The sequence below is a fragment of the Thermomonas carbonis genome, from assembly GCF_014396975.1.
GTDB classification, from domain to species: Bacteria; Pseudomonadota; Gammaproteobacteria; order Xanthomonadales; family Xanthomonadaceae; genus Thermomonas; species Thermomonas carbonis.
This window is the reverse complement of record NZ_CP060719.1, coordinates 3,138,324-3,156,590: the sequence shown is the minus strand read 5'-3', so window position 1 is coordinate 3,156,590 and position 18,267 is coordinate 3,138,324. Positions and strand designations below refer to the sequence as shown.

Genomic DNA, 18,267 nt, shown 5'->3' with positions numbered 1-18,267 from the left:
CCCTCCGTTCGTGAGACAGGCCCGCCGCGCAATACGCGGCGGGCCATTTTCGTTGCGGGATCGCGGCTGAAGCGGGGCCTGTTGCATGCGTGGATTGATGGATCGCTTGGTCGACGTGGCATTGCCGGAAGACGGCGGGCGGCGGGTCTCCGTCACCGATATGCGCAACAGCGTGTCGCGTGATCTGGAAAACCTGCTGAACACGCGCTCCGAGGGCGCGCGCCTGATCAGCGACAGCTTCAAGGAGTGCAGGGGGTCCTCGCTGACCTACGGGATCCTGGATTTTTCCTCCTACAGCCTGCTCAGCCCGCATGACCGCGACCGCATCCGGCGCTCGCTGGAACAGTCGATTTCCCTGCATGAAGGCCGGCTCACGCGCATTCGCGTGACCCTGGAACCGCAGCGCGATCTCGACCGCGCCTTGCGCTTCCGCGTGGACGCGCTGATGGAACTGGGGCCGGAGAACGAGAAAGTGCAGTTCGACGCCGTGCTGCAGTTGAACACCCAGACTTACATGGTCCGCTGAGCGCGGTACGCACGCATCAACCGGTTTCCAGCAGGCCCATGCGTGCGGTTTGCAACAGCCCTGCCTCCAGTTGCCCGGCCAGTGCCTGGCGCCACCACGCCGGGTCGTGCGGATGTGGCTTGTCTTCGCCATTGCCGTCGGCGTCATCGGCCGGCAATGCAGCCATGCGTTCGGCCAGGTCATGCAGCAGTTGTTCGCGGTCGCGCCGGCCGTCCAGCAAGCGGATCAATTCCAGTGCGAGCCGGCTGTCGATGCGGATCATCGATGGGCGCAGGCTGGTGACCAGATCGGAACCGGCATCCACCTGCATCCGCGCAAGCGCGTTGGCCTTCGGCTTGGGGCCTGCTTCGGTGGCGAACGTGGGCGGGTCGCAATGCAATGTCAGCAGACCCAGCCCGAACGCGGCCGTCCATGCATCCGCAAGCACCGCAGCATCTTCCTGGACGCCGGCCTGGCTGAGGCTGGCATCGCGTGCGCCTGCCAACACCTGCTCGAAGGCGAGCGCCGCCGGGAACGCATTACCGACCATCGCCAGTGCGGCCTTGATGACGGGGTGGTCGGTGGCGAGCATCGCGCCATCGCCGCTGTGGAAGCGTGCGGCCACGCCTTCGGCGAGATCGATCGCATTGCCATCGGCGTCATCGGTGCGCAGGTGCCCGACCGCGAACAGCCCGCGCGCCATCGATGGATCCGCGGTGTCCAGCATCGGCGCATCGGCGTGGCAGAGCAGGGTTTGCCGGAACCGACGTCCTTTCAGGTAATCCAGGTATTGCTCGCGTTGCAGGCGATCGCCGCCAGCGCGTTGCGCCAGGCGTTCACGGGCATCCTCGGTCAGACCTGCATCGCTGATTTCGTGGTAATCGGCTTCGCCGAGATAGCGGAGTTGCTGGTGGCTGGCGCGGCTGGCGAAGTCGGTGATCGAAAACGGCTGATTGGTGTAGGCCAGGTCGTCATGGAACAGCACCGAGGTCTCGGTGCGCCGCAGCAAGTCCCGGGCTTCGCTGCGGACCGCATCGCCATAGACCTGTGAACCGGCGACGTCGCTCTCCAGGCTGGCCAGCAGGTCGCGCGCCGCGGTGATCCGTTCGCGCGGGTCGTCGATGTCGCACGTGTGATGTCGCAGCATGTCCCACATCAGCCGGCGCAGGTGGCAACCGGGCAGCGCGTTGTAGCTGACATAAGCGATGCCGGCAGGCGACAGCGCCTGCCGGCACAACGCCAGCAGGCGATCGCGAACGACATCCGGCACCCACGAGAAGAACCCGTGGGCCACGATGTAGTCGTATGGATCCGGGCCCGGATCCCAGGTCATCAAGTCGGCCGCGACCAGCGTCAGGTTCTCCAGGCCAAGTCTGCGTCGCGTTGCTTCGCCACGCGTGATCGCCGCCTGCGACAGATCCACGCCGACGAATCGGCTGTGCGGATACGCCATCGCCAGCGTCAGCAGTTGCAGGCCGTCGCCGCAGCCGACTTCCAGGAGGTGGCAGGCCCGCGGCGAGGCGGCACTGATCCCGTGCAGCCGCGCGATCGCCGCCAGCCGTGATGGATGCGCCTGCGGATGTACGTGCGAGGGATATTCGAGGACATCGTAGGCAAAGCCGTCGCTCATTCTTCCGACTCCATGGGCATGACTCGCGATGCCAGCACCGTGGCCAGCATCGCCTCGCGCAGGCGCGGTGGGGACACCGGCTTGAACAGCACAGGGATGCGGTTGGCGGCGATCTCGCCGATCCGGTCCGGGCGGGTTTCGCCGGTCACCAGCAGGCGCGCGAAGGGCGGGCGCTGCGGATCGGCATCGTAGTGGCGGGCCAGTGCGCGCAGCACGTCCAGACCGCTGCGGCCCTCACGCAGGCGCAGGTCGCTGATCACCAGGTCGGGCGGCAGCGGCCAGCCGACCACGGCGTCGACCGCGTTGGCTTCGCTGTCGGCGATGCGGATCTCGCAGCCCCATTCCTGCAGCAAGGCGCGCAGGCCTTCGAGGATGCTGGCTTCGTCGTCCACCACCAGCACCCGCAGGCCGCTGATGTCGAGCGGCATGTCCATCGGTTCCTCACCCGCGCCGGCACCGGTCTGGCTCTGGTCCAGCACGACCGAGACCAGCGTTCCGCGCCGCAGCTTGGACGCCAGGCGCACCTCGCAGCCCACCAGTTCGGCCAACCTGCGCACGGTCGCAAGCCCGAGTCCCAGGCCGCGCTTGCGCTCGCCACCATCGTCGCCACAGGCGCTGACCTGGTAGAACTCGTCGAATACCTGCGACTGGTGCTCGGGTGCGATGCCGGTGCCGGTGTCCCAGACATCGATGCGCAGGCGGCCGTCGTCCTGGTGGCGCACGCCGACCAGCACGCCGCCCTCGTCGGTGTAGCGCAGCGCGTTGCTGACCAGGTTGTTGAGGATGCGCGCCAGCATGGTGCGGTCGGTGCGCACCCAGGCGTCGGTCTTGCGCACGATCAGGCGCAGGCCGCGCGACTCGGCGAGGATGCGGAAATTGCGGCTGACTTCGTCGAACACGTCATCCAGGCGCACGTCGCCGATCGCCGCATGCATGACCCCGGCCTCGAGCCGCGACAGGTCCAGCAGTTCGGAAAACAACTGGTCGAGCGAGGACACGCATTCCTCGATATGCATCACCCGGGTCAGCTTGTCCGGATCAGTCTCGCCGGCGCGCAGCGCGGACGAGAACAGGGTGAGCGCATACAGCGGCTGGCGCAGGTCGTGGCTGGCGGCAGCGAGGAAGCGCGCACGCGACTGGCTGGCGGCCTCCAGCCGGGTGTTCTTGTCTGCCAGTTCGATCGCGGTGCGGCCGAGTTCGCTCTGCATGCGGTTGCGCGCATCGGCCAGCGCCTGCGAGGCATCGTTGACGCCACGCTGCAGGCGGCCGAGCAGGGCGTCGTCATCGACCTGCAGGCGGACCTGTTCGCCTCGGCCCAGGCTCTCGATGGCGTCGGTCAGGGTCATCACCGGTCGCGAGGCGCGCGCGGCGATGCTCCAGCCGATCGCGGCCACGACCGCCAAGGCGAGCAGCAACAGCACCGCGATGCGCCACAGGATGGACATCAGCGTCGGGCCGTCACCGGGCAAGGCGAGCTTGGCCGCGTATGCCAGCAGGCCGAACGCCACGAGTACCGCCAGCGATAGCGGAATGACGACGCGCATCGCCCACAGCCGCAGCAACGCCGAGCGGTCATGCGGCGTCGAGGACAGCGATCGTGCTTCGGGGGATTCCGACATGCATCCATCCGGCAGGGGATGCCTGTGCAAACGCAGAACCGCGCCGGGGATGGACATCGAAGGCCGCATGGCTGCCTGCAGCGCCCACGAAAAAACCGCCTCTCGGCGGTTTTCTCGTAAGTCCTTGTTTCTGTTGGTCGGGGAGACAGGATTCGAACCTGCGACCTCTACGTCCCGAACGAGAATGGGCACCCTTTCAGAACAACGAGGTACAGCCTAAGCCGTTGATTTATCGTCCCATTGAGTCCCGCTGTGTTTAACGAGGTGGTACTTTTAACGGAACAGGTAAAGAACGGGGCAGGCGATGCCGCAGAACGCGCGGGAAACGCTCACGAAGCGCGATGTCGAGAACGCGAAGCCACGGGCCACCGTCTACACGCTCCGCGACAACAAGCCGGGCGGCCTAATCCTGAGGATCCGTCCCAGCGGGCGCAAGTCGTGGGCGGTGGTATGGGGCGGGAAGGGCCAAGCTCGCAATATCGGCGACTACCCCGTGATGACGTTGGAGGGTGCGCGGCAGGCTGCAATGCGGCTACTGGGTGAGATTGCCGAGCATGGCGCACCCGTAGCCGGCGGCAAGCGGCTGGCGGGCACGTTCGGCGACTACATGGCGAACCACTACGGCCCCCACGTCGAAGCCACGCACAAGCAAGGCAAGGCGACCGTGGCGGCGATCAAGTCCACGTTCGGCGACTGGTGGAACCGGAAGCTGGGCAAGATCACGTTGGCCGATTGGGACGCGGTGAAGGCTGCGAGGCTCAACGGCGGCACGATGCCGGCGACCGTCAATCGCGACCTGGACAGGATCAAGGCGGCATTCGGGCAGGCGGTCGATTGGGCGATCCTGCCGGCTAACCCGCTGGCGAAGGCGAAGCGGATCAAGCGCGAGGTTGAGTCCCGCGTTCGCTTCCTGACACCCGCTGAGGAAAAGAGGCTCAGGAAGGCCCTAGAGGCGCGCGAGAATCGCCGCATAGCCGCGAGGGCTAGCGGTGATGCGTGGCGAAAGGAACGCGCTAGAGAGCCGCTAGGGGCGTTTCAGGGCTATACCGACCACGTTGCGCCGCTGGTGCTGCTGGCGATCAATACCGGGTTGCGCCGTGGCGAGCTAACCCAGCTCACTTGGGCCGATATCGACCTGCCGGGAAAGCGGCTGACAGTCCGGGCCGGCTATGCCAAGTCCGGCAAGGCGCGGCATGTGCCATTGAACAGCGAGGCGCTGGCCGTGCTGAAGACGTGGCAGAAACAGCACAAGGGCAAGGGCGAGCTATTCGGCGTCGCCAGCCTGAAAAAGTCGTGGGCGGGCCTGATGACGGCGGCCAAGCTGGAGGACTTCAGGTTTCACGACTTGCGGCACACGTTCGCGTCGAAGCTGGTCATGGCCGGGGTCGACCTCAACACCGTCCGCGAACTGCTGGGCCACAGCGACATCGCGATGACGCTGAAGTACGCGCATCTCGCGCCCGAGCACAAGGCGGCGGCGGTGGAGTTGCTAGTCGGTTGAAGTTTTCGCTTTTCGCGCAGCTATCTCTTCGCGGAACTTGCGGTTTCTCTCAGAGATTTCCCGCTCTAGCTGTCGCAATCGCGCAGTCACTTCACCGACTTCCTCTCGGTATGAATCGCGTTCCTTTGAGCCAACCGGAGCATTCGCTCTCGGATCAAACTTCAGGCGGAATGAGTGAGCGGATAGTAATTCCGCCTCCTTCCTAATTGTGTCCAGAGCGATGTCCTGAATGGTTATGGGAAAGGACTCGATTAGCCGGTCGACAATCTCAGAGGTGAGCGACTTCCCGCTCTGGGTTGCTGCATGGCGAAGCCGATCCACAAGCTCGGCGGGGAGTCGAACGTTTACTTGGGTGTCGTCGCGGGCCATGCACTCAGTCTCGCATAGCACCGGTGCTTGACGCCACGTAGCACGGGTGCTACAACGTCCCTGTAGCACGGGTGCTACATTCCATAGGACGTAACGAAATGCAGCAGGAACAAAAACTTAGCTACTCGCCAGAGGCAGCGGCAGCCGCCACCGACATGAACCGGAGCGCGATCTATCGCGCAATCCAGTCCGGCGAACTGAAGTCCTACAAGGTCGGCAGGCTCCGCCGGATCACCCGGCAGGCGCTGGAGAACTACGTCGCCCAGCTCGAACGAGGTGCGGCATGAGCGACCACAATGAGGTGACGTGGCGGGCACCACACCCCACGCAAGGCGAACATCCGCTGGACATTTTTGAACGGCGCATCACGCAGGCGGAAGCGCTGGCATCGGTGCTAGGCGACGGCGTGCTGCATGGGCTTAATCAGACCGTGCAGAACAGCGTGTTGTGGCTGCTGAGCGACACGATTACCGAAGCACGGATCGCGCACGATGCAATGCAGGCGGCTGCGCCATGAGCGCGGACAACATTTTCACCATGACGCGGCAGCCGACGTTGTCCGACTTGGGCGAAGGCTTGGCGGCCAAGTTCGCCGAACTGAGCAAGCGGCCATGCGCGGACAAATGCGACTACCTGTTGCGCGACCTGGCGGATGCGAGGACTGCGGTGTCGCAGTTGCGTACGCGCTTGATCCGTGGCGACGGCGAGGCCGCATAAGCGAAACCCCAGACCGTTGGCGCGGCTGGGGCTTCAAGGTGCAATCGGGCTAACGAGTGCAGGGGCCAGTGTAACGCTGGCCCCGGCGAGGGACAACAATGGGCGCGGCCCCAGATTTGAGAATCGTTCCAAGTTGCGACGGCGTCATCGATGGCGGTTTGCCGGCCCTGATACCACCGGGCGAATACCAGCTATCGCTCCAGCACTGGCAGACATACAAGTTCATGGGCCGGTCGCCCAAGCTGTCCCTTTCCTTCACCGTAGCTGATCCCGGCGAACACTTCGGCGCGCTAGTGTCCCGGCACTACAACGTCGCCGCGCTGGTGGGCAAGGAAGGCCGCTCAGGACGTTTCAAGGCATCGGCGGGCTGCGACCTTGTTCGCGAATACGCGCGCCTGCTAGAGCTTCCGGGGCGCTTTGACAGGTTTGACCTCCAAAGCCTTACCCGGCGCATCATCGTCGGCAAGGTGGACACCGTCACCACGACCGCCCGCCAGCAAAAGCTGGCACCCGCTGTCCGTTACTCAGTCGTCCGCGAGCTTCTGAGGATCGCAGCATGAAAGCTCTTGCACTTGCACCTGTACCTTCACCTGCACCTAGACCTGTACCCACACCTACCAGTCATCCCCTGAAAGCGGCTCTGCAATTAGCTTTGAGCGGTTTGGCTTGGCAACGACTTTTCCCTGATTCGGCGCTTCTAAGGCGGACGCCGGATATCTGCCTAGCTGTCCATCTGCCACCGGATGAGGCGGCCCCCCACAAGGGGCCGTCCATCCGGGAAGTCATGGAAGGGCGCAATGAGCCGCTTCGACGGATGGCTAACCCGCTTCATCATGATGCACGGCACGCCGGCTGCCTTGACGATCAAGGCTGCGGCCAAACTTGCTGGCATCCGCTCTGAGGCATTCGCGCAGGCGTTGCACGATTCCAAGCTGGTGCGGATTGACGCGCTCTACTTGGGAATCGACCCGGACGAGTGGTTCGCGATGATTGACTGGCGCAGGCAAATGGACGCGGACGACGATGTCGAGGAGTCCATGGTCGCCAGCGCGGCGGCTCGCGCGGCTCCTAAGCCATCGAGCGACAAGCTGCGACATTCAGGCAGCGCCAGACGGCTTGGCGTCACGCGACCGCATCCAGCGAACCAGCACCGCGACGAACTGAACCTGCCAATCAATCCGATTGAACACCCCGAGCCTCAGGGCGAATGGCACGCCGGACTGGACAGGGCAGGGACGCGAAGATAAACGAGCCGTTCAGCTTGGGAGCTTTCAGGTTCACAACTGGCGCTTATGTGAGGGAGTCCGATTTTTAGGGCTGCCCTGCGCTGCACAAAGACCCCGGCCACGCGCCGGGGTTTTGCGTTTGATCGCCTTGGCGGGTGGGTCAATCGCTGGTGATGCCAGCACACAAGTTCCCGGAGTCGGCCCGGTCAAGCCCGACAACCACCCGCCGCCACGTCTGAGGCTTAGAGGACAACCGCGCGCCCCGGTATACGGGCGCATCTATCCCGAAGGGCTGCCGATTGGCGGCCCTTTTTGTTTGCAGAGATTCCCGGCGCATTGCCGGATTCGCTGGTCACTGGCGCTCAGTGGCAACAATCGGAAATGCCTAACGGCGTGATGCCGTCGGCTCCGAAAGGAAAAAAACAATGTCTACCGTCTCCCTCGTTCCTCGCGGGCGTACTTTCGTGCGCAGTGTCATCGCCCACGCCATGTCGTCGGCGCATCCCGATGCATACGCAGCCAATCGCTGGGGCCATACCCACGCGCAGGCCATCGCAAAGGCTGCGGTTCCTGCGATCACAGCAGAACCTGGCGGCACGCCAGAGGCCCGCGAGTTCTTCGGCATGGCCGTTGAACAAAGCCTGTTGGGCCGCGTTCCGAACTTGCGCCGCATCGGCTTCAACATTCCGAACCTGCGTCAAATCTCTGGCGCTCGCGGCTACTGGGTTTCGGAGGGTCGACCGATTCCCTTGTCCACCGCTGCGATGGATCGCTTCACGCTGCTACCGCTGAAGGTCGCATCCATCATCGTGGCGACGAAGGAAGCCGTGCAGTCCATGGGCGACGTGCAGGAGGCCGCGCTGCAACGCGACCTGTTGAACGCCATTGCGGGCGCGCTCGACATCGCGTTCATCGACCCCGACAACGCCGGCACTCCCGATCAAGCGCCGGCTTCCATCACCAACGGCGCTTTTCAGTTCGCATCCAGCGGCAACATTCGGCAGGACATCCGAAACCTGTTTGACCAGTATCAAGGCAGCATGTTGACCGCGTGCATCGTCATGCATCCGCGCGTAGCTGTCCGGATCGGCGTGGCCGCTTCCCAGCTCGGCGACACGAAGCTCACCGTTCGCGGTGGCGTCCTGATGGGCGTGCCTGTTGTTTGCAGCGAGTCTGTCCCGTTCGATAGCAACGGCGGCACCATCACGATCTTTGACGCGGCAGCAGTCGCCTATGCGGCTCGCGACTTCGACCTCAGTCTGAGCGAGGACGCGACGCTGCAAATGAGCGATTCGCCCACGTTCGGCAGCGGCGATTTCGTCGCACTTTTTCAAACCAATGCAATCGCATGGCGCGGCACTGCGTCCGCGAATTGGGAGGTCAACGGCGCGGGCAATGTCGTGACCATGACCGACGTTAGCTATGGCCTGGCGGACGCTTACGAATGAGCCTGAGTAAAGCGGAGGCTCAACTCGCCCTGGCGAACGATGTCGCGCGCGTTTACCGCGTTTACGGCGTCACCGACTTCAGCATGTTGGCAAACCCGAACACTGATGGCTGTTCGGTGAATATGGAAGCCTACTTCCCTGACCTGCCGGCAACACGTTTTCGCTCGGTCAACGTCGCACTGACAGCAGCCGGCTGGAATATCTACATCGAGCAGCAATGGGTGCATGAGTTTTCCCATGTCCTGCGTAAGCGCTTGGAGGTGGAATCATTCGTCCGCCAGTACGCAGAGGCGCAGACTAGGAAGGTGATCGATGGGTATCGTTGATCGCTTCCGGGGCTTGCTGACCCGAGAGAAGGCCGCGCCCGCGCTGGTGCCGGTCTCCAGTCCACGCATGGGAACCGGATGGTTCCCGCTGGTGACTGAACCCTATGCCGGCGCGTGGCAGCAGGGAGTTACCAGCGAGCGTGCAGAGAACGTCACGGGATACTCGACGGTCTATGCGTGCCTGAGCCGCATCGCGAAGGATATCGGCAAGTTGCCGTTTACCCTGCGCGAGCTGGACGCTAACGGCTTGTGGCGCACGACCACGAACCCGGCATATTCACCAGTCCTGCGGAAGCCGAACAGTTACCAGACGGCGGCGCAGTTCCGGGAATCGTGGATCCTCAGCAAGCTCCAGCACGGCAACACCTATGTCCTGAAGAGGCGCGACGCGCGCGGCGTGGTGGATGGGCTTTTCATCCTAGACCCGACGAAGGTGAAGGTGCTGGTCTCCGACACTGGCGACGTGTTCTATGAGTTGTCGGTCGACAACTTGAACCACATTAGCGAGAACGGACGGATCATCGTTCCTCAGCGCGAGATGATCCACGACCGCGAGGTGACGCTCTACCATCCATTGATCGGCGTTCCGCCGCTGCTGGCCGCTTACTGGCCCGCTGCGAAAAACCAGCGGATCAATCGAACTGGTGCGGAGTTCTTCGGAAACCATGCTCAACCGGGCGGAATCCTGACGGCACCCGCTGGCATGTCGGAAGAGGACGCAAAGAAGCTCCAGACGTTTTGGCAGCAGAACTACTCAGGCTCAAACGCGGGCAAGGTTGGAGTGATCGGCGCTGACCTGAAATATCAGGCATTCGCGAACACGGCAGCGGATAGCCAGCTTGTCGAGCAACTGAAGTATTCGGACGAGCAGGTATGCCATGCGTTCGGCGTGCCGCCTTACAAGATCGGCATCGGGCAAATCCCTACCGGGCTGAAGGTCGGCGATGTCTCGCAGCTCTACTATCAGGACGCGCTACAGGCCCGCATCGAGTCCATGGAAGACTGTCTCGACCATGGGCTTGGGCTGGGTGATGCGCTAGGCGTGGAGTTGAACCTGGAGCCGCTGTTACGCATGGACGCGCAGCAGCAGGCAGAGATAGAAGGCGCGCTGGTCAAGAACGGGATCAAGGCACCGAACGAGGCTCGCCGACGGTTCGGGCTTGCACCGCTCGAAGGTGGCGATAGCGTTTACCTGCAACAACAAAACTTCAGCTTGCAGGCGCTTGCGAGGCGCGATCAATCCGCCGATCCGTTCGGTACTGGCGGCAGCAAGGATGCAGGCCCGCTACTCACGCGAGGACAGGCCAACTACATCCAGAAGGTCATGGAAGGCCGAGACCCCAAGATGCGTGCGCGTTTCAACAACGCCACGCAACGCTGGGAGACGTTGGCAGGTAGCGGCGAATGGAATCCGGCTAGCTGGCGATGGACGCCTGAGCATGAGGCGCGCTGGGCTGCGTGACCCACGGCGGGGCAGGCTGGCGAGAGCCTGCGTCCGCACCGGACACCGCCGACGAAGCTTTGCACGCACATCCACAATTGAGCAGACGACCCCACCATGACCGCGACTAGATACGGGAACGGACGCGGCGGCAGACCGTGGCGACGCCTACGTGATGCGGTGGCGATCCGTGACGGATACAAGTGCTATGTCTGCGGTCGCATCGTGGAGCAGGGCGAGTGTGACCACATTGTCCCGGTCTCCAAAGGCGGCAAGACGGAGATGGGCAATCTCGGCTGGATATGCCCTCCCTGCCATGCCGACAAGTCTGAGCGCGAGGCCGCAGAGGCGCAGGGACGCAACGTAAGGATCAAGGCACGTATCGGCGTGGATGGCTGGCCAATGTAGGCGGCGGGGCCGTTGCTGGGCCGCTGAGACGGTCTCGGACACCGTCGTCGGAGGTGCGTTGTGCTGAACCGTAACAAATTCCAACTTTCAACCAACACACACCACGGTGATGGGCCGGTGACGCGCGTGCGCGAAGCAACAGGGCTCACACAAGACAAGGAGAAGGAACATTTCAGGCAGAACCATAGGAACAGTGGTCGGGGCCGTCATCGGCTTCATCGTCACCGGCTACAACCCGCAGGGCGCGTACTACGGCGCAATGATCGGGCCCGCAGTCGGACAGATTGGCGATCCAACAATACTGGAGGAAGGGAATGAGTATTTTTCAGTCATGGATTGAGCAGGATCGCGCTGTCGTTGCAGTCGACACGTTGGCATATGCAGCAACTGGCGAGCTGGTCGAATCGAACAAGATGGTCATCCTCGCGCAGTCCAATTCGGTGATGGCGTGCCGTGGATCGCAGTTGGCATTCTTCCAAGTGCTGGCGCAGGTTTGGCTTGTGCCGGGGCTTACCAGTTACGACAACCTGGCCGAGAAGTTGCCCGAGCTGATTAGCTGGGCTGCGGCTAACTTTCCTGCCGGCTTCCCCGATGAAGCTACGCAGTGCGAGGTGCACTTGGTCGGCTGGTCTGAGGCCAAACAAAGCATGGCGGGCGTTACCTACGTTGCAGACTTGAATGCCAAGACAGCCAAGCTATTCGGCGAGGTCAATCGTTGCCGCGTGGCACCGCTTCCAAAGGTGCCGATTCCGGCCTGCTTCGATGACCAGCGTGCGCTCCAGCTCGCACGCGATCAAGTTGCATGGATGGAAGGCAACACGCCTACCGCTGTCACTGGCGGACGTTTGCTGGTTGCCGAGATAACGCGCGCCGGAACGAATGTGCGCGACTTGGGGGCAATCAATGGCTAAGTCTTTGGGCGCGCTCACGCTCGATTTAGTTCTCCGCATGGGCGGATTTGAGCAAGGAATGGACAAAGCCGCGCGAGTTACCGACAAGCGCATGCGAGAAATGGAGGCACGGGCTAAAAAGTTCGGAGCCGTGGCAGGTGCAGCCGTAGCCGGTGCAGCAGTTGCAATTTCCGCTGGTGTGAAACAGGCCATTGACTACGCCGACCAGCTCAACGACATGAACCAGCGTCTCGGCGTTTCTGCCGAAGCGTTGTCGGGCTGGGCCTACGCAGCGAAGCAATCCGGCACGGACATCGATTCGCTTGGCATCGGCCTGAAGAAGCTCGCCAAGAACATGGCTGAGGCGCTGGATCCGAAGTCGTCGCAAGGCAAGCTGTTCGATGCGCTAGGCGTGTCTGTCGTGGATGCTCAGGGCAAGCTGAGGGATGTTGAGGATGTACTGCCCGCGATTGCAGCTCGCTTCAAGGAACTCGACAACGCGACTCAGGAAAGCGCGCTTGCGATGGACTTGTTTGGAAAGTCGGGCACTGACTTGCTGGAGTTCCTGAATCAGGGTCAGGACGGTATCGAAAGCCTGCGCGACCGTGCGCGCGAGTTGGGCGTCGAACTTGATGGCGACACGTTGCGAGCTGCAGACCAGTTCAACGACAAGATGGGCGACATTTGGGCAATCTCTGAGGGGCTTTTCCTGAAGCTCGCGGAGGACTTGCTGCCATCGCTAGACCGCTTGGCGACCATGTTCCAGAACGCAGCGAAAGAGGGCCAAGCGGCAGGCGGTGCACTCGATTCTGTCGGTGGCGCGGCTAGCTCACTGGTCGACTATTTGGAGAAAGCCAACTCTATCGGCGCGGGCACTATTCAGATGCTCACCGCGATCAAAGAGGGCAGCGCCCAGGCACTGCAGGGGCTGGGAACCCTGCTGTTCAAAGACACCTCACGCGGCATTGATCAAATCATGGCCGCTAAAGGTAAGGCGGACAGGGCGTATTACTACGCCTTCAATGACCTCCCCGACTTCAGCAATGTGCGCGGCACGCCGAAGCCGGTGCTGTTCGCTGGGATCGACGCCGATCCTGATGGCCTGTTCAAAAAGACGGCGGCTCAGGCTGCGGAAGCAAGGAAGGAAGCCGAAAGACTGGCCGCTGCATTGGCTGGCGTTTACGGAGGCGGGGATTCCAAGGCCAAGGGTGGCGGCAAAGGCAAGTCTGTCAGAGACAACGCCGAGGATGCAGCGAAGGCGCTTCGCGAACAGGTCGAAGCTGTCGTCCGCGCCCGTGAGGAGTTCGACGCCATGGCCGCATCGCTGTCAGGCCCGCTAGCCGAGGCGTTGTATCGCTATACGGTCGAAAATCAAAGGCTGATCGACACCGCAAAGGCGGGAGAGGTCGGCACCAAAGAGCTAGAGAAAGCGCAGGCGAACTTGCGGAAGGAATACGACCTCAACGTCGAAGCCATCCGAAAACAGCTAGACCCGTTGGGCGAGTTGCTGGCCGACCTGGAGTTTGAGAACTCGCTTGTCGGAATGGGTAACGTTGAGCGGCAACTGGCGATTGCGACACGGGGCATGGATGCCGACGCAATAGCGCAGCAAGCGGGCGCGCTGTCGAAGCTGCAGGACGCCTACGCGCAGAGTGATCGGATACGCGAACAAGTCGGTTTGATGGACGAGTTCCGCGAGTCGGTGCGCGGGATCTTCGGCGACATCTACAACGGCAAGAACGCATGGGATGCGGTGAAGGATGCGTTCGATAACTTCGCGGATGCCGTGTTCGACTTCGCGTCGAAGAAAGTCATCGAGGACTTGTTTGGACAGCTGGGCACTACGCAGGGCGGCAAGGCTGGGGATGGCTGGGCGGGACTCTTTACCTCAGTCCTCGGCGCTTTCGCAGGCGGCGGGGCAGGGGCAGGGGCAGGCGCTTCGGCGGCTGGTGGTTCGAGCTACCTGAGCTGGATGCAGGGCGGGTACGCCTCTGGCGGCCTGATGCCTGCCAACAGCATTGCGCGCGTCAACGAGAACGGCCCCGAGCTGATGACCGTCCGTGGCCGCGACTACCTGATGACTGGGAATGACGCCGTGACCATCACGCCTAACCACAAGCTCGGCGGGGGAGGCGGCAGCCAGCAAGTCGTCCAGAACTTCTACAACCCCCGCATGTATGACCGCAGTAGCTCCGCGCAACGCGAGGCCGAAGCGGCACAGAAGCTGAAGCACGCGATGAGGTTCGCCTAAAAGAACGCTTAAAGAACGGAAACAAAAAGGCCACCCGTAAAGGTGGCCTAAATGCTTGATTCTGTTGGTCGGGGAGACAGGATTCGAACCTGCGACCTCTACGTCCCGAACGTAGCGCTCTACCAGGCTGAGCTACACCCCGACAGCAGAGCCGCGCATTTTAGGGGCATGTGGCGCGGTCGGCAAGAGGGCAGCTGTTCGCACGCCATCGGCAGCTAAACTAACGCCATTCCGTGACGGAGTTCCTGCCTTGATCAAGCCACGCACCCCGCCCGGGGTCATGGAGCTGTTGCCCCGCGACCAGATTGCCTTCCAGCGCATGCTGGACACGATCCGCCAGGTGTTCGAGCGCTTCGGCTTTTTGCCGGTGGAAACGCCGGTGATGGAGTTGTCCGAGGTGCTGCTGACCAAGTCCGGCGGCGAAACCGAGCGGCAGGTGTACTTCGTCCAGTCCACTGGCGCTCTCGAGAAGGGTGCCGATGGCTTGCCCGAATTGGCCCTGCGCTTCGACCTGACCGTGCCCTTGGCCCGCTACGTGGCCGAACACGAGCACGACCTCGCTTTTCCGTTCCGCCGCTACCAGATGCAGCGCGTGTATCGCGGCGAGCGCGCCCAGCGCGGCCGCTTCCGCGAGTTCTACCAGTGCGACATCGACGTGGTCGGCAAGGACGCGCTGTCGCCGCGCTTCGATGCGGAAGTGCCGGCGGTGATCTCGGCGGTGTTCGAGCGGCTTGCGATCGGCGAATTCACCATCCAGCTGAACCACCGCAAGCTGCTGCGCGGCTTCTTCGAGGGGCAGGGCATCGAGGGCGAAGCGCAGTTCGCGGTGCTGCGCGAGCTCGACAAGTTGGACAAGCGTGGCGAGGACGCGGTGCGCGCGACCTTGGCGGGCGATGGCTTCGGCTTGTCCGACGAGGTGATCGGCCGGTTGATGTCGTTCTCGAAGGTGCGCTCGCAGGGACATGCGGATGCATTGGCCAAACTCGATGCGCTCGGCACCGGCACGCCGCTGTTCGAGGAAGGTCGCGACGAGTTGCGCGCGATCCTGGTCCAGTTGCAGGCGCTCGGCGTGGCCGACTCGCGCTATGCGCTGAATTTGTCGATCGCGCGTGGCCTCGACTACTACACCGGCGTGGTCTACGAGACCACGCTCGACGCCTACCCACAGATCGGCTCGATCTGTTCGGGCGGGCGCTACGAAAACCTGGCCGGTCATTACACCAAGTCGAAGTTGCCCGGCGTCGGCATCTCCATCGGCCTGACCCGGCTGTTCTTCCAGTTGAAGGACGCCGGCCTGGTCGATACCGCCGAGAGTTCGGTCGACGTGCTGGTGGCGTTGCTCGACGACACCGGGCTGGCGCATGCGCTCGGCCTGTCGCAGCGCCTGCGCGCCGCTGGCCTCAACGTCGAAACGCAGTTGGAGCCGCGCAAGCTGGCAAAGCAGTTGCAGTACGCCGACAAGGCCGGCATCCGCTTCGTGGTGATGCACGGCGAGGACGAGGCCGCGCGCGGCGTGGTCGCGGTGAAGGACCTGCGTCGCGGTGAGCAGTTCGAGGTCTCCGAAGCCGAGCTCGCGCCCACGCTCCTCGTCGAGCGCGAACAATTGCGCACGAGCGGAGCAGCGCGATGACCGTCCGTCTTGATGGCGTTTCGCTGACGCGCGCGCAACTGGTGCAGGTCGCGCGTGGCGAAGGCGTGGAACTGGACGAGGCCTCGCTGCCACGCGTCGCGCGTGCTGCCGATTTCCTCGCCGCGCAGGTCGCGCGCGAGGAACCGATCTATGGCGTGTCGACCGGCTTCGGCAGCAATGCCGACAAACTGCTCGGCGCGCATCCACTGCGCGACGAATTGCCGGGTGCGTCGAAATCCGGGCAGTCGCCGCACATCGAACTTCAGCGCAACCTCATCGTCACCCATGCGGTTTGCGTGGGCGAACCGTTCGCGCCGGGCGTGGTGCGAGCGATGCTGTGCATCCGCATCAACACGCTGCTGCGCGGACACTCCGGCATCCGCGTGCAGACCCTGCAGGCGCTGGCGGCCATGCTCAACGCCGGTATCGTGCCGGTGGTGCCACAGCTGGGGTCCGTCGGTGCGTCCGGCGACCTCGCGCCGCTGTCGCACCTGGCCATCGTCCTGCTCGGCGGCGGCGAAGCCTTCGTCGACGGCGAGCGCGTTGCCGGTGCCGAGGCTCTGCGTCGCAAGGGCTTGCAGCCTGTCACGCTGTCGTACAAGGAAGGGCTGGCGCTGAACAATGGCACCGCGCAGATGCTCGCAACAGGTGTGCTCGCGGTGCAGCAGCTCGAAGACCTGCTGGACACCGCCGACCTTGCTGCAGCGATGACCATCGATGCGTTCGCGGGTCGACTCGGCGCGTTCGCGCCCGAGGTGCACGCACTGCGTCCACATCCGGGCCAGGTGCAGACCGCCGACAACCTGCTGCGCCTGCTCGACGGATCGACCCTGTCCGACATCGCGTATCACTTGGTGCCACGGTTCCGGCAGTGGTTGCCGTCGAGCTGGGATACGCAGGCTGCGCAAGCGCTCAGCTTCGACATCGGCTGGGACTGGGTGCCGTTCGGCCAGCGCCATGGCCGCGAGAAGTTCTACCGGCGCTTCCTGCCGTTCCGCGGCGGCAAGAAGCACCAGCCGCAGGACAGCTATTCGCTGCGTTGCATCCCGCAGGTGCATGGCGCGGTGCGTGATGCGCTGGGGCAGGCCAAGCGCGTGCTCGACATCGAGCTCAACGCGCTCACCGACAACCCGCTGATCTTCCCGGACAAGCAGGCCGAGCACGTCGAGCAGCAGGTGATCTCCGCCGGCCATTTCCACGGCATGCCGCTGGCGCTGGCGATGAGCTACCTGAAGGCGGCGATCCCGGTGCTGGCCTCGATCAGCGAGCGCCGCCTCAACAAGCTGGTGGATCCGGCGACCAACGATGGCCTGCCGGCGTTCCTGATCGGCAATGAGGACGGCACCGAGTCCGGCCACATGATCGTGCAGTACACCGCTGCGGCGATCGTCAACGACCTCGCCAGCCGCGCGATGCCGGCGTCGGTGTATTCGATCCCGACCTCCGCCAACGCCGAGGACCATGTCTCGATGGGCGCCAACGAGGCGCGCCACGTGCTGGCGATGGCATCCGACCTTGGGAAGGTGCTCGGGCTGGAGCTGTACACCGCCGCGCAGGCGCTCGACCTGCGTCGCGACATGATCAACGCCGCGCGTGACCTGGCGGATCGCGCCGATGCCGAGGCGTTCGCGATGAAAGTCCAGGGCGGGCCGCTGCCGGATGCCGGCGACCATGGCGAGTTCCTGGTCGAGGTCGATGCATTGCGCACGCAACTGGCCAATGCTGCCGAATTCCGGCCAGGCCGTGCCGTCGCTGCGGCGCATGCCGCGATTCGCGCGCGCATCCCGTTCATGGGGCGCGACCACGCGATGGATGGGGATGTCGCGACTGCCGTTGCATTGGTGGTCGAGGGCAGCGTGCTGGCTGCCGCGCGAAGCGCACTGGACTGACACGACAACCGAGGTCATCCCTTGCTTGGCAGGGGTTGACCTCGGTTGTCGTGATGGATTAATGTATTAACACGCTAATACATTAATCCAATGAAACAACGCCCCGAACCCCTGCCGAAGTACGACGCCGCCATCGCCATCGACGCCTTGGCCGAAGCGCTGTCCGCACTCAAGGGGGCGGGCGAGATCCGCGCTTTCCTCGAAGACCTGTGCACACCCGCCGAACTCGAGGCGATGGGCGATCGCTGGCGGGTGGTGCCGTGCCTGCTGCAGGGATTGCCGTATCGCGAGATCCACGAGCGCACCCTGGTCAGCGTGACCACCGTTGGCCGCGTTGCCCGCACGCTCGAACGTGGCACCGGCGGGTACGGCACCGCCGCCCGTCGCCTGCGCCTGCCCACCGCTTCCCATTGAGCC

Annotated in this window: 20 protein-coding genes and 1 tRNA gene; 17 read left to right on the top strand and 4 right to left on the bottom strand. The window is 63.6% G+C overall.

Annotated features, from left to right (window positions below; translation table 11 throughout):
- Window positions 1-97 precede the first annotated feature (97 nt).
- Complete coding sequence (gene tssE / locus H9L16_RS14675) at window positions 98-526, top strand: type VI secretion system baseplate subunit TssE (RefSeq protein WP_187552386.1); 429 nt, start codon at window positions 98-100, stop codon at window positions 524-526.
- Between the two features lie 16 nt (window positions 527-542).
- On the opposite strand, the gene H9L16_RS14670 is transcribed toward tssE, so the two are convergent.
- Window positions 543-2,135 (bottom strand): methyltransferase regulatory domain-containing protein, encoded by a 1,593-nt coding sequence (locus H9L16_RS14670; protein ID WP_187552385.1) that lies wholly within the window; start codon window positions 2,133-2,135, stop codon window positions 543-545.
- Complete coding sequence (locus H9L16_RS14665) at window positions 2,132-3,754, bottom strand: ATP-binding response regulator (RefSeq protein WP_229796479.1); 1,623 nt, start codon at window positions 3,752-3,754, stop codon at window positions 2,132-2,134. Before H9L16_RS14665 ends, H9L16_RS14670 begins: the two co-directional genes overlap by 4 nt.
- 304 nt (window positions 3,755-4,058) lie before the next feature.
- Between H9L16_RS14665 and H9L16_RS14660 the strand changes: the two genes are divergently transcribed.
- Window positions 4,059-5,255: a site-specific integrase gene (locus tag H9L16_RS14660; RefSeq protein WP_187552383.1), complete on the top strand. Its 1,197-nt coding sequence runs from the start codon at window positions 4,059-4,061 to the stop codon at window positions 5,253-5,255.
- On the opposite strand, the gene H9L16_RS14655 is transcribed toward H9L16_RS14660, so the two are convergent.
- Window positions 5,244-5,624 carry an Arc family DNA-binding protein gene (locus H9L16_RS14655; RefSeq protein ID WP_187552382.1) on the bottom strand — a complete coding sequence of 127 codons (381 nt, stop codon included), beginning with the start codon at window positions 5,622-5,624 and terminating at the stop codon, window positions 5,244-5,246. The genes H9L16_RS14660 and H9L16_RS14655 overlap by 12 nt on opposite strands.
- Before the next feature lie 98 nt (window positions 5,625-5,722).
- Between H9L16_RS14655 and H9L16_RS14650 the strand changes: the two genes are divergently transcribed.
- The 12 genes from H9L16_RS14650 (at window position 5,723) to H9L16_RS14595 (ending at window position 14,331) form a co-directional block, all read left to right on the top strand.
- Window positions 5,723-5,911 (top strand): helix-turn-helix domain-containing protein, encoded by a 189-nt coding sequence (locus H9L16_RS14650; RefSeq protein ID WP_187552381.1) that lies wholly within the window; start codon window positions 5,723-5,725, stop codon window positions 5,909-5,911.
- On the top strand, window positions 5,908-6,141 hold the full coding sequence (locus H9L16_RS14645) for a hypothetical protein (RefSeq protein WP_187552380.1): 234 nt from the start codon (window positions 5,908-5,910) through the stop codon (window positions 6,139-6,141). Before H9L16_RS14650 ends, H9L16_RS14645 begins: the two co-directional genes overlap by 4 nt.
- Window positions 6,138-6,341 (top strand): hypothetical protein, encoded by a 204-nt coding sequence (locus H9L16_RS14640; protein ID WP_187552379.1) that lies wholly within the window; start codon window positions 6,138-6,140, stop codon window positions 6,339-6,341. The genes H9L16_RS14645 and H9L16_RS14640 overlap by 4 nt, the downstream gene beginning before the upstream one ends.
- Before the next feature lie 98 nt (window positions 6,342-6,439).
- Window positions 6,440-6,901 carry a hypothetical protein gene (locus tag H9L16_RS14635; protein ID WP_187552378.1) on the top strand — a complete coding sequence of 154 codons (462 nt, stop codon included), beginning with the start codon at window positions 6,440-6,442 and terminating at the stop codon, window positions 6,899-6,901.
- Between the two features lie 237 nt (window positions 6,902-7,138).
- Window positions 7,139-7,588, top strand: coding sequence for a hypothetical protein (locus H9L16_RS14630; protein ID WP_187552377.1), 450 nt, complete (start codon window positions 7,139-7,141; stop codon window positions 7,586-7,588).
- Between the two features lie 404 nt (window positions 7,589-7,992).
- Window positions 7,993-9,015: a phage major capsid family protein gene (locus H9L16_RS14625; protein ID WP_187552376.1), complete on the top strand. Its 1,023-nt coding sequence runs from the start codon at window positions 7,993-7,995 to the stop codon at window positions 9,013-9,015.
- Window positions 9,012-9,341 (top strand): hypothetical protein, encoded by a 330-nt coding sequence (locus H9L16_RS14620; RefSeq protein ID WP_187552375.1) that lies wholly within the window; start codon window positions 9,012-9,014, stop codon window positions 9,339-9,341. Before H9L16_RS14625 ends, H9L16_RS14620 begins: the two co-directional genes overlap by 4 nt.
- Complete coding sequence (locus H9L16_RS14615) at window positions 9,328-10,803, top strand: phage portal protein (protein ID WP_187552374.1); 1,476 nt, start codon at window positions 9,328-9,330, stop codon at window positions 10,801-10,803. The genes H9L16_RS14620 and H9L16_RS14615 overlap by 14 nt, the downstream gene beginning before the upstream one ends.
- 96 nt (window positions 10,804-10,899) lie before the next feature.
- Entirely contained in the window at window positions 10,900-11,190 is a 291-nt protein-coding gene (locus tag H9L16_RS16595) for an HNH endonuclease (protein WP_189375815.1), read from the top strand.
- 193 nt (window positions 11,191-11,383) lie between these two features.
- Complete coding sequence (locus H9L16_RS14605; RefSeq protein ID WP_187552372.1) at window positions 11,384-11,530, top strand: hypothetical protein; 147 nt, start codon at window positions 11,384-11,386, stop codon at window positions 11,528-11,530.
- Window positions 11,505-12,101 (top strand): hypothetical protein, encoded by a 597-nt coding sequence (locus H9L16_RS14600; RefSeq protein WP_187552371.1) that lies wholly within the window; start codon window positions 11,505-11,507, stop codon window positions 12,099-12,101. The genes H9L16_RS14605 and H9L16_RS14600 overlap by 26 nt, the downstream gene beginning before the upstream one ends.
- On the top strand, window positions 12,094-14,331 hold the full coding sequence (locus H9L16_RS14595; protein ID WP_187552370.1) for a phage tail tape measure protein: 2,238 nt from the start codon (window positions 12,094-12,096) through the stop codon (window positions 14,329-14,331). The genes H9L16_RS14600 and H9L16_RS14595 overlap by 8 nt, the downstream gene beginning before the upstream one ends.
- 65 nt (window positions 14,332-14,396) lie before the next feature.
- Here H9L16_RS14595 and H9L16_RS14590 read toward each other — a convergent pair.
- Window positions 14,397-14,473 (bottom strand) — tRNA-Pro (locus H9L16_RS14590).
- Between the two features lie 108 nt (window positions 14,474-14,581).
- On the opposite strand from H9L16_RS14590, the gene hisS reads away from it, so the two are divergent.
- The 3 genes from hisS (at window position 14,582) to H9L16_RS14575 (ending at window position 18,264) form a co-directional block, all read left to right on the top strand.
- Entirely contained in the window at window positions 14,582-15,961 is a 1,380-nt protein-coding gene (gene hisS, locus H9L16_RS14585) for a histidine--tRNA ligase (RefSeq protein ID WP_187552369.1), read from the top strand.
- The gene (locus H9L16_RS14580; protein WP_187552368.1) at window positions 15,958-17,850 is read left to right on the top strand and encodes an HAL/PAL/TAL family ammonia-lyase; all 1,893 of its coding nucleotides are present in this window, start codon (window positions 15,958-15,960) and stop codon (window positions 17,848-17,850) included. The genes hisS and H9L16_RS14580 overlap by 4 nt, the downstream gene beginning before the upstream one ends.
- 90 nt (window positions 17,851-17,940) lie before the next feature.
- A complete protein-coding gene (locus tag H9L16_RS14575) occupies window positions 17,941-18,264 on the top strand; it encodes a YerC/YecD family TrpR-related protein (protein ID WP_187552367.1) in 324 nt (107 codons plus the stop codon).
- Window positions 18,265-18,267: the final 3 nt, after the last annotated feature.